Source organism: Glaciecola sp. 1036, from assembly GCF_050306235.1.
Classification (GTDB): Bacteria; Pseudomonadota; Gammaproteobacteria; order Enterobacterales; family Alteromonadaceae; genus Glaciecola.
Window position 1 is genome coordinate 93,275 of record NZ_JBLWFH010000001.1, and the last position, 11,548, is coordinate 104,822.

12 protein-coding genes are annotated in these 11,548 nt (G+C 40.5%); 1 reads left to right on the top strand and 11 read right to left on the bottom strand.

The window, feature by feature from the left end:
* Window positions 1–6 precede the first annotated feature (6 nt).
* The 5 genes from crcB to lrp all read right to left on the bottom strand — a co-directional run bounded on the left by crcB (window position 7) and on the right by lrp (window position 5,272).
* Window positions 7–387 (bottom strand): fluoride efflux transporter CrcB, encoded by a 381-nt coding sequence (gene crcB, locus ACNKW3_RS00450; RefSeq protein ID WP_427397314.1) that lies wholly within the window; start codon window positions 385–387, stop codon window positions 7–9.
* On the bottom strand, window positions 388–1,671 hold the full coding sequence (locus ACNKW3_RS00455) for a replication-associated recombination protein A (protein ID WP_427397315.1): 1,284 nt from the start codon (window positions 1,669–1,671) through the stop codon (window positions 388–390).
* 8 nt (window positions 1,672–1,679) lie between these two features.
* Window positions 1,680–2,303 carry an outer membrane lipoprotein chaperone LolA gene (lolA, locus tag ACNKW3_RS00460; RefSeq protein WP_427397316.1) on the bottom strand — a complete coding sequence of 208 codons (624 nt, stop codon included), beginning with the start codon at window positions 2,301–2,303 and terminating at the stop codon, window positions 1,680–1,682.
* A gap of 1 nt (window position 2,304) precedes the next feature.
* Window positions 2,305–4,698: a DNA translocase FtsK 4TM domain-containing protein gene (locus tag ACNKW3_RS00465; RefSeq protein ID WP_427397317.1), complete on the bottom strand. Its 2,394-nt coding sequence runs from the start codon at window positions 4,696–4,698 to the stop codon at window positions 2,305–2,307.
* Window positions 4,699–4,786: 88 nt separating this feature from the next.
* Window positions 4,787–5,272 (bottom strand): leucine-responsive transcriptional regulator Lrp, encoded by a 486-nt coding sequence (gene lrp, locus ACNKW3_RS00470; protein ID WP_427397318.1) that lies wholly within the window; start codon window positions 5,270–5,272, stop codon window positions 4,787–4,789.
* A 137-nt stretch (window positions 5,273–5,409) separates the two neighbouring features.
* Here lrp and ald point away from each other — a divergent pair, with 137 nt between their 5' ends.
* The gene (ald, locus tag ACNKW3_RS00475; RefSeq protein ID WP_427397319.1) at window positions 5,410–6,540 is read left to right on the top strand and encodes an alanine dehydrogenase; all 1,131 of its coding nucleotides are present in this window, start codon (window positions 5,410–5,412) and stop codon (window positions 6,538–6,540) included.
* Window positions 6,541–6,581: 41 nt separating this feature from the next.
* Here ald and pyrF read toward each other — a convergent pair whose 3' ends face one another.
* From pyrF to cmk, 6 genes are all read right to left on the bottom strand, one after another.
* The gene (pyrF, locus tag ACNKW3_RS00480; RefSeq protein ID WP_427397320.1) at window positions 6,582–7,289 is read right to left on the bottom strand and encodes an orotidine-5'-phosphate decarboxylase; all 708 of its coding nucleotides are present in this window, start codon (window positions 7,287–7,289) and stop codon (window positions 6,582–6,584) included.
* Entirely contained in the window at window positions 7,279–8,448 is a 1,170-nt protein-coding gene (gene lapB / locus ACNKW3_RS00485; RefSeq protein WP_427397321.1) for a lipopolysaccharide assembly protein LapB, read from the bottom strand. The genes pyrF and lapB overlap by 11 nt, the downstream gene beginning before the upstream one ends.
* Before the next feature lie 6 nt (window positions 8,449–8,454).
* Entirely contained in the window at window positions 8,455–8,712 is a 258-nt protein-coding gene (locus ACNKW3_RS00490) for a lipopolysaccharide assembly protein LapA domain-containing protein (RefSeq protein ID WP_427397322.1), read from the bottom strand.
* A gap of 24 nt (window positions 8,713–8,736) precedes the next feature.
* A complete protein-coding gene (locus ACNKW3_RS00495; protein WP_427397699.1) occupies window positions 8,737–9,015 on the bottom strand; it encodes an integration host factor subunit beta in 279 nt (92 codons plus the stop codon).
* An 86-nt stretch (window positions 9,016–9,101) separates the two neighbouring features.
* A complete protein-coding gene (gene rpsA / locus ACNKW3_RS00500; protein ID WP_427397323.1) occupies window positions 9,102–10,769 on the bottom strand; it encodes a 30S ribosomal protein S1 in 1,668 nt (555 codons plus the stop codon).
* An 82-nt stretch (window positions 10,770–10,851) separates the two neighbouring features.
* Window positions 10,852–11,532, bottom strand: a complete 681-nt coding sequence (gene cmk, locus ACNKW3_RS00505; RefSeq protein ID WP_427397700.1) for a (d)CMP kinase — start codon at window positions 11,530–11,532, stop codon at window positions 10,852–10,854.
* Between the last annotated feature and the right edge of the window lie 16 nt (window positions 11,533–11,548).

Sequence of the window (11,548 nt, forward strand, 5' to 3'; positions counted from 1 at the left end):
TAAAATTTATCCTTTCATTATTTGTAGTGCTAGCCATACGCAACAAATGCATAGGCAAAGGTTTAATAAAATATTTAATCCAGCCTTGAGCAAATCACCGTCTTGCAACATGACCAGAGTCTCCAACGAAAATGTGGAGAAGGTTGTCAACGCGCCTAATATTCCAACCGTGAGAAAAGATTTAAGGACTGGATTTTCTATCGCTTGTTGTTGAATTAATGCGTATACAAGGCCGATAATAAACGAGCCAATGACATTGACCGCAAGAGTACCAAAAGGAAAGCCTTTCCCCAACATATTTGTAAAGGATTGTTGTATAAAAAGTCGTAAACAGGCGCCTATAGCTCCACCAAAGGCAACTGCTAGGTATAATTGCATACTGGCCATTCAAGCCTTTCCTTTTGTTTTTTCGTATTGATCCAATTGTTCTAAATAAGCTTGTTTTGCCAATAATGTTTTTTCAAAGCCCCTTTCGTTGGGCTTATAAAAATGTTGAGCATCTACATCTTCGGGTAAATAGCTATAATTTGGAACATAGGCATTTTCAAAATTATGCGCATAAGCATACCCTTCGCCATGACCTTGTTCCTTTGCAAATTTGGTAGGTGCATTGCGTAAATGTAGAGGCACAGGCGAATTAATAAATTCTTTTGCAGCCAGCTGTGCTTTTTTAAATGCATTATATACTGCATTACTTTTAGGTGCGAGAGCGCAATAAATCACAGCTTGAGCAACAGCTCTTTCGCCCTCCGCCTGTCCAACTCTATGATAAATATCCCACGCATTTAGACACATGGTTAATGCTTTTGGGTCTGCGTTGCCAATGTCCTCTGACGCTATTGCAAGTAATCTGCGACAAATAGGTACAATATCTGTACTGAGCAGTAACAGCCGTGAAAACCAAAATAATCCACCATCTACTGAGCTACCACGGATAGACTTATGAAATGCAGATAACAGATCATAGTATTCATCACCGCCTTTGCTAAAGGCGCCTATAGTTTCACCTGCAAATTCATACACTAACTTATCGTCAATAACATCGGAAGTTTCTTTTTCCAATTGGGAAACTGCGACTTCCAAAGTAGAGAGTAATTTTCGAGCGTCCCCATTGGAAACATTTAATAAGGCTTCTCGCCCTTCTGCATTGATGTTTATTCCGCCCAAATTATTTAACGCTTTATCGATGAGTGAATTCAATGCAACTTTATCAAGCGGTTTTAAACTTAAAACCTTTACTCTCGAAAGCAACGCATTATTGATAGAAAATGCAGGGTTTTCAGTAGTAGCGCCAATTAAAATGATGTCTCCAGATTCAACATACGGCAAAAGAGCGTCTTGCTGTGATTTATTAAATCTATGGATTTCATCTACAATCAAAAGGTGAGACGACTTAATCAAGCTATCTGAGTTGGCATCACCGATACGCTTTATATCTTTCACGCCTGCGTTGATTGCCGACAGAAAGGTAAATGGAAGCTTCATTTCATTGGCCACCACATGGGCAAGAGATGTTTTACCGCAACCTGGTGGCCCATAAAGTATCATTGAAGGCAGCTTTTGTTGTTTCAATAATGCGGTTAGAAAACCATTTGAACCAACAATATGCTCCTGCCCTGCATAATCCGCTAAATGCTTGGGCCTTAAAAGATTTGCCAGTGGGTTATGCACGCATTTACCTATCGTTGATCATCTATCTCGTACGAGTCTTGAATCTCGGGAATAAACGTATTCAGGGACAACATAGGGTTTACTTTAATGTCTGAAAAAGCAATATCGTTAATCTGTCCTTGAGCATCAGTAGCAACTAGGTTGGTCAAACGATTATTTTGATCAAAACTTAGTTTTACTGCTTTTACACTAGCCTGTGGATCCGTGGACCAAACCACGAAAAAATCACCCGACTTTTCGACTTTTACCGATTGCCAAGCATCCTTGTCGTTGGTAATTAATAAGGATAATGGATTAGTTGCAATCACATCCTCTTGTCCCAGAATAGTAACCTGCTCAACGAAAGGATCTATGTTAAATACTGACTCGCCGTCTGCAATCAATAAAGATTCATCTGGATAGGTAACCTGCCAACGTAGTTTACTCGGTTTGCCTAATGCGATTGTTCCTGAGCTTTTTTGTAACTCTTCTCCCATCGCATTGCTAATGGTTTGTTCAAATTTGGCTGAATAACTGGTAAATGTTGCTAATATTTTTTGTAGCGCCGCTTGATCTTCAGTATCTTTGGCGCTCACCACAAAAGACACAAAAAAACATAGTGTTAACAGAATCGATTTTTTTAAATACTTCATACTATCCCTTTACTGGCGGAGGTGCTAAAACCTCTCTGTTGCCATTATGGCCTGCTGCACTTATGACGCCGTCAGCTTCCATTTGTTCCACAATTCGTGCTGCGCGGTTGTAACCAATTCTAAATTTACGTTGTACTGAGGAAACCGATACCTTTCGTGTTTCAGTTACGAAAGCGACTGCTTCATCATAAAAAGCGTCGTATTCTTGATCACCTTGTTCTGACTGTTCGCCTGGTAATAGTATTTCACTCCCCGTATCGCCGGAAAGAATTTCATCTATATAATCGGGTTCGCCCCTAGCTTTCCAATCAGCGACTACTGCATGCACTTCATGGTCATCAACAAAAGCACCGTGAACACGAGTGGTGACGCTAGTTCCCGGTGGATTGTAAAGCATGTCGCCCATGCCTAACAAAGATTCTGCACCTTGTTGATCAAGTATGGTACGCGAATCAATTTTGCTGGACACTTGAAACGCTATACGTGTAGGAATATTTGCTTTAATTAAGCCTGTTATTACATCAACCGAAGGTCGCTGGGTAGCAAGAATTAAATGAATACCAGCCGCCCTCGCCTTTTGCGCTATTCTAGCAATTAATTCTTCGACTTTTTTCCCAACTATCATCATCATGTCGGCAAATTCGTCCACAATTACAACGATAGAAGGTAACTTATCCAATGCTGGTGCTTCTGGATCCATACTTTGTTCGGGAGTCCAAAGCGGATCTGGTATAGATTCTCCCCGCGCAGCAGCTTGTGCAATTTTTTTATTGTAGCCTTTGAGGTTTCTCACTCCTAATGCGGACATTAAACGGTAACGACGCTCCATTTCACCGACACACCATCGCAATGCATTTGAAGCTTCTTTCATATCGGTTACAACTTCTGCAAGCAAATGAGGAATCCCCTCATACACCGAGAGTTCAAGCATTTTGGGGTCAATCATAATTAAGCGAACATCTTCAGGCGTTGATTTATAAAGCAAGCTCAAAATCATCACATTAACCCCAACAGATTTCCCTGAACCTGTCGTTCCTGCTACCAATAAGTGCGGCATTTTAGCTAAATCGACTACCACAGGGTTACCAGATATATCTGCGCCCAATACCATTGTCAGAGGTGATTCATTTTGTTGAAATTCCTGACATTCGATGACTTCACTCAAACGCACCATTTCTCGATGTTTATTGGGTAGTTCTAAACCAATAACGGATTTACCTGGAATAACTTCAACGACACGTACAGAAATCGCTGACATTGCTCGCGCAAGATCTTTTGCTAAGCCGGTAATCCGGCTAACCTTCACACCAGGGGCTAAATCAAGTTCAAATCGCGTAATAACTGGCCCTGGTAGCACATCCACTACAGTGGCTTCTATATTAAAATCAGCCAATTTAGCTTCTAGTAATCGCGACACCTGTTCTAGTTCTTCAGGGGTAATTGGGTTTTGTTTTTTGTCGGAACGTTCAAGTAGGTCAAATGATGGCAAAGGCGCCATATTTTGATCAGCAGCATGATTTGTAGAATTTTTAGTAAGATCTAATGTTGGCTCTTTAGTTTGCGTTACATTTTTCTCAGGTTCATTAGCGTTTGTTTCAGCCTTAGTCTCTACTTTCTTATCCTGCTTAGGTTCTTCATCCGCAAATATCTCTTCAGGGATAACAAACTCTGGAGTAATGCGTTTTTCAGCCAAAGGCTCTGGTCGTAAACTCGTGACATTTACCTTTTTACTTTCTGTAGAAGTCGATTTACTTTCAATTTTTTCTTTGTTGTGCCCTATGCTAGGCGTACTAACTGACATATTGGAAAGTAATTTTGGCACTTCCACGGTTTTTTTAGTGGTCCAAATAGTCGCTTCGCCAATAGCATCAATAATTCGCATCCAAGAAATACCAGTCGCTAATGTAAAGCCTGTGCAAAAGAAACAAAGTAATAATAAAACAGCACCTACAAAATTAAAGTGGGGAAGCAAAGCACTGCTGATAATATCGCCCATGGCGCCGCCAGCAGAGACCATATAAATATCGTCGAAATTGATACTAGCAATGCCAGTAAATCCGAAAATTAGAAACACAACACCTATTAGGCGCAGAGAAATTGTCAGATAATCTAACTCTTTTGGGTTCTTTAAATGTAAAAATAAGTACCAACCAATAAAGGCTAGACCAAAAGGCACTAAATACGCGGTCATTCCAAAAGTAAACAATAAGATATCAGCACAGTAGGCGCCGACGGCTCCCATCATATTATTGACTTCAGTTTCAAAACCCGCCTGACTCCAGCCAGGATCACTAGGATGAAATGATGCTAATGCAACAAGCAAGAAAAAAGCAAAGCCACACGACAAAATCATGCCGACTTCGATTAATCGCTGCACACCTGATAAACGAGACATATTGATACTTTTCTTATTAATATTTTTTAAATAACTTAACGCTTGCATAGAGTAACATAGCGGAACCTTTTTGGGATAATTTCAATCACTATTTCATACTAATTTTGATTTTTGCCGTATGTTTCACTTCTTCCATTACCACATAAGTACGAGATTCACTAACGCCCGGTAGCCTTAACAAGGTATCCCCTAAAAGTTTTCGGTAACTGGACATATCCGCGACTCGCGTTTTTAACAGAAAATCAAAATTACCAGAGACTAAATGACATTCTTGAATATCTTCATGCTCGTGTACTGCCGCAGAAAATTCTGCAAAAATGTCTACCGACGTTTTTGTTAAGGTTATTTCAACAAAAACTAGCATTGCAGCTCCCAGTTTCTCGGGATTTAATCGGGCATTGTAACTCTCAATATAACCCTGTGTTTCTAATCGTTTGACTCTTTCAAGACAAGGACTAGCTGATAGGCCGACCTTTTTAGCTAGTTCTACATTTGAAATTCTGCCATTGCTTTGCAATTCAGACAAAATTTTACGGTCTATTCGATCTATGTGTTTAGGTGTTTTTACAAGCATATAAAATCTGGCAGATGGTGCTGTTTACAAAATAATATACCGCCTCATGTTAAAAAAACAAAATTTTAAATTAATTAAAATCCGCTAGAATAAAAAATTCATACTAAATATACCACCTAACGACAGAGACAAATAATATGATAATTGGTGTTCCAAAAGAAATAAAAAACCATGAATACCGTGTTGGTTTAACGCCAGCCGCTGTGAAAGAGTTTGTGTCAAATGGACACGAAGTATTAGTTCAGGTTGACGCTGGCACAGCTATCGGCTTCACCGATGATTTATATCAAGCGGCAGGTGCGAGTATGATTAGTGGGCCTGAAGAAATCTTTCAACGTGCTGAAATGATCATCAAAGTGAAAGAGCCTCAGCCAAATGAATGTAAAATGCTAAGAGAAGGACAAATTCTCTATACCTACCTTCACTTAGCACCAGATCCGACGCAGACAGAATTGTTGGTAGCTTCAGGTGCTACCTGTATTGCTTATGAGACTGTGACCGATCGCACAGGCGCCCTACCTCTACTCGCCCCTATGTCCGAAGTTGCTGGTCGAATGTCTGTTCAGGCTGGAGCGCATTATTTAGAAAAAGCGCATGGCGGTAGTGGAACACTTTTAGGTGGTGTTCCCGGTGTTGCACCTGGAAAAGTGCTTATTATTGGTGGTGGTGTAGTAGGTATCAACGCAGCCAAGATGGCGATAGGTATGGGAGCTGACGTAACTATTTTAGACCGTTCTCTTACTCGTCTTCGTCAATTGGATGATATTTTCGCTGGTAGATTACATACAGTGTTTAGTACCGAAGATGCTATTGAACATTACTCTTCAAGAGCTGATCTGGTAATTGGCGCAGTGTTAATTCCTGGCGCGGCAGCACCTAAGCTGTTGACTAAAGAACATATTAAAAACATGAAACCTGGTTCAGTGTTAGTTGACGTAGCCATCGACCAAGGTGGCTGTTTTGAAACATCAAAAGCTACCACGCACCAGGATCCTGTATATATGGTTGATGATGTAGTGCATTATTGCGTTGCCAACATGCCAGGCGGTGTTGCAAGAACATCAACGATGGCTCTAAATAATGCAACTTTACCTTTTGGACTTGCACTAGCTAACAAGGGTGCCAAGAAGGCATTGCTAGAAGACCCTCATTTATTAGCAGGTTTAAATGTACACAAAGGCATTGTCACTTACAAAGCGGTACAAGATGCGTTAGGTGATAAATTAAATTTAACTTATGAATCGCCAGAAATTGCTCTGGAAAAATAATAGGTTAACTACACAAAGGGACCTTTTAAAGGTCCCATTTTTTATTGTGTTATTGAATGGTTAATTTGCTCTAGAACAGATGCAGGCGTTTGCGCCTTAGTGATTGGGCGACCTATAACCATGTAATCTACGCCAGCAGCTATTGCTTGAGGTGGTGTCATTACGCGCTTTTGATCATCATTACTGCTGCCTTCAGGACGAATACCAGGCGTTACCAGCTTAAAATCCTTACTTAATTTACTACGCAATATTTTAGCTTCCATGGCTGAACAGACCACGCCATCAGCGCCGGATGATTGGGCTAAAGTTGCCAGTTCTACCACCTTAGATTGTATGTCATCACCGCCGTATACTGGCGTAAATTGACGCTGGTCCATACTGGTTAAAACAGTAACCGCGGTTAATAAAGGTTGAGCATGTGAACTTTCAGCTGCCTCTTTTGCCGCGGCTATCATGTCAGGACCACCAGACGCGTGAACATTGGTCATCCAAACGCCTAATTTAGCAGCAGCTGCTACTGCTTTTGCTACTGTGTTTGGAATATCGTGGAATTTTAAATCTAAAAATACATCAAATCCTTGATCGACCAGATATCTTACCCAGTCTGGACCAAACAAAGTAAACATTTCTTTGCCGACTTTTACTCGACATTTATTTGGAGATAATTGTCCAACCAATGCTTTGGCAGTTTCTAAACAATCGTAATCTAAGGCAACAATAACTGCAGGAGAAATTGCTTTATTCACCATCAAGCCCCTTAATAGGTTTAATTACAGACCATTTCTTGCACGAAGGACACAACCAATAGAGTTGCCGTCCCGAAAAGCCACAACTATGACAGCGGTATTTTGGTCTGATAGATATCTGTTTGTCGATTAACGTCAATAAATCGTTAATGCTCTTTTGAATATTTTCATCTTTGGTTTGCTGCAAATACAAAGCTAAAAGTGCTTTAAATCCGCGCATTGTAGGATGTTGTTTTAATTGTTTTAACAAGGTTTCAGTCGCAAGCTGTATTTCACCGCGTTTCGCAATTATGTTAACTTTTGCAATATATGAAGACGCACATTTTTGCCAATAGGGTTCAAGCATTTTCTCTAGCTTGTCCCAACCATCAGATTTACTGGCGCATATTTCTAGATAAGGAATAGCTTCACTTAACCAATCTAAGTCCCTTTTGGGCACTTCAGATAAATAATCCATAGCAAGACCATATTCTTGCTTTTCAATTGCCAATTGTCCTAGTGCTAACCAAGGTCTTACTTCTTTGCCTTCCACCATAATAGCTTTTTTAAGGGTCATATCAGCATTTTCAATTTGATTTTGCTCTAGCTGTTCAGATGCTTGTTCACAATAAAAATGTGACAGTAGTAAATACATGAAATTGTCATTTGGCGTAATTTTTAAACTACGACTCGCCAATTCAATAGCTTTATGCCATTCCTTAGTCACCTGATAGATACTGAAAAGTTTGCGTTGTGCGACTGGGAAATGTTTATCATCATCTAACAGTTGTAAGAAGACGCCTTCCGCTCTTTCGAGAAAGCCAGCAAGTAAATAGTCTGTACCTAACTCAACAAGCGCCAATGCTTCTTGCTTTTTATTGATTTCTTCACGACTGATGAGATTTTGATGAACTCGAATTGCTCTATCTAATTCACCTCTATGACGGAAGAAATTTCCCATAGCAATATGGGTTTCAACAGTGTCATTGTTGACACTTATCATTTTCATAAAGGTATCCACTGCCTTATCAGGTTCATCCGATAGCAGGAAATTAAGACCTTTATAATAATGTGTAGATAAGATACTGGACTGTTTGCGTTGAGCACTTCGTAAACTATTGCGCCCCATCACCCAGCCATAGGCTGCTGCAACCGGCAATAGAAGAAAAAGAACTTCAAGCATTTGAGGTTAGGTGTCCTGTTTAATTTTAGCGAGCTTGCGTTTTAACAAACCCATTTTAACTTTAAGACTCAGGTATCTTGTAAGAATTGTGCTGAAACCAATACAAAAACCAATCAACAAAGAAACTACCATGAAGGTAGACAATCGCATGTCGATTTGAGCGATCAGGTAATTGACTGTTACAATCTCGGTGTTGCGGGAGCCCACAACTATAGCTAATAAAATTAGCAGTACCACTAAAATACTAAGTAGTATTTTTCTCATACCAATCCTTGCTAACGCGAACGTTTAAAGATCGACGCGCTCTCTCAATTCTTTACCCGCTTTGAAGTGAGGAACATGTTTCCCTGTTAAATCAACAGTAGCCCCTGTTTTTGGGTTACGACCAACTCTAGGCGCTCGATAATGTAATGAAAAACTACCAAAGCCACGAATCTCAATACGCTCACCTTTTTGCAACGTTTGCGCCATTTGTTCTAAAAGTTCTTTTACCGCAGTTTCGAGTTCTTTGCCTTGTAAACTACCGGTTTTAAGACTTAATCGTTCGATCAATTCGGATTTAGTCACAGCTAACTTCTCCATAATTGTTCACGTCCTCTGTAATTTTGACATAAAAAAAGAGCGGCTAAAAAGCCGCTCTTCCTAAAAGGCTATTATTCGCCTTTCGCAGCTTTGAAAGCCTCAGCCATAGCGCTTAAACCAGCGTCTTCTTGCTTGTTAACTTTATCAAGGGCTTCTTTTTCATCCGCTTGATCTTTTGCTTTAACAGACAAGTTAACGACGCGATTCTTACGATCTACGCCAATATATTTCGCTTCAATTGTATCGCCTTCACTGAACATTTCGCTAGCATCTTCTACGCGGTCACGTGAAAGGTCACCGATACGGATATAACCTTCAACTTCTTCTGCAAGTTGAACTGTTACGCCTTTAGCATCGGCTGCGATAACAGTACCATTAACAATAGCACCTTTTTTGTTATCTGTCAGATACTTATTGAAAGGATCTTCTTCAATTTGCTTAACGCCTAGTGAAATACGCTCACGCTCTGGGTCGACTTGAAGAACAACTGCAGTAATTTCGTCACCTTTTTTATAGTCACGAACAGCTTCTTCGCCCGCTTTCTGCCATGAAATGTCAGATAAGTGAACTAGTCCATCGATACCACCGTCTAGGCCGATAAAGATACCAAAGTCAGTGATAGACTTGATCTTACCAGTAACTTTGTCACCTTTTTCGTGTGACTTAGCAAAGGTTTCCCAAGGATTGTCAATGCACTGTTTTAGACCTAGAGAAATACGACGACGCTCTTCATCGATTTCAAGCACCATAACGTTTACAACGTCACCTAGGCTTACAACTTTAGATGGGTGGATGTTTTTGTTAGTCCAGTCCATTTCAGATACATGAACAAGACCTTCTACGCCATCTTCAATCTCAACGAAACAACCGTAGTCAGTTAAGTTTGTAACAGCACCGCTTAATCTAGAGCCTTCAGGATAACGTTCTGCAATTTCTTGCCATGGATCGTTGCCCATTTGCTTCATGCCTAATGAAACACGAGACTTGTCTTTGTCAAACTTAAGTACTTTAACATTGATTTCGTCACCCACATTTACGATTTCACTTGGGTGTTTAACACGCTTCCAAGCCATATCAGTGATGTGAAGTAATCCGTCAACGCCACCTAAGTCTACGAATGCACCATAGTCTGTAAGGTTCTTAACGATACCTTTAACTTCATCACCTTCTTCAAGGTTAGACAGAAGTTGATCGCGCTCAGCACTGTTTTCCGCTTCGATAACTGCACGGCGAGAAACAACTACGTTGTTGCGTTTAGCATCTAATTTGATTACTTTAAATTCTAACTCTTTACCTTCAAGGTGAGCAGTTTCACGTACTGGACGTACGTCAACTAAAGAGCCTGGTAAGAACGCGCGTACTGTGTTTACTTCAACAGTAAATCCGCCTTTAACCTTACCATTGATAATACCCTTGATAGTAACTTTTTCTTCGTAAGCTTTTTCAAGCTCTAACCAAGCTTCATGACGCTTAGCTTTTTCTCTTGAAAGAATAGTTTCACCGAAGCCGTCTTCAACAGCATCAAGTGCAACGTCTACAGAGTCGCCAACAGCGATTTCAAGGGTGCCATCTGCTGCTTTAAATTGGTCAGCAGGAATAGCACTTTCTGATTTAAGACCTGCGTCAACTAAAACGATGTCTTTATCAATAGATACTACAGTACCTTTTACAATAGCACCTGGACGGGTTTCTAGTTGTTGTAGGCTTTCTTCAAAAAGTTGTGCAAAATTTTCAGTCATATGTTAATTAATCATGTAATCCGAGCACTATTCCTTAGTGACGGGGTAGTTGTAAAATACAGCTTCATCCTGATGCTGCTGGTTAAACATTATAAAGCTTAGAATCTATAAATTCTTTTGCTTTTTCAAAAACTTGAGTAATACTCAAGCCGGTCGAATCTAATTCAAAAGCGTCTTCGGCAGGCCGCAAAGGAGCTACAATTCTGTTCGAATCCCGCTCATCTCTTGCCTTGATGTCTTCTAAAAGGCGCGAGATTTTAACATCAAGCCCCTTATCTTTCAACTCTTTATAGCGTCTCTCTGCTCTAGCCTCTGCACTGGCGGTTAAAAACACCTTAGCAACAGCATCTGGGAATACCACTGTTCCCATGTCTCTACCGTCTGCTACCAAACCTGGTGACTGAGCGAATCCTCGCTGACGTCGTAATAGCGCTTCCCGTACTAACGGGATTGCAGCCACTTGAGAAGCGGCACTACCCACTTCTTCATTACGAATATCGTAAGTGACATCCTCGCCTTCTAAAATTATTCTTGTACCATGTTCACTCGATTCAAATGTGACATCTAAACCGGCTGCTAGTGGCGAAAGTCCTGACTGATCATGTAGATCAATATTATGATGCAGAGCCGCTACCGCTAATACTCGGTAAATAGCGCCGCTATCAAGAAAATGCCAGTCTAATGTTTGCGCCAGTTTTGCACTTAAAGTTCCTTTACCTGCTCCACTTGGACCATCAACCGTTATTACGGGCACGTTTTCCATCGTCGTCTTCTTATCT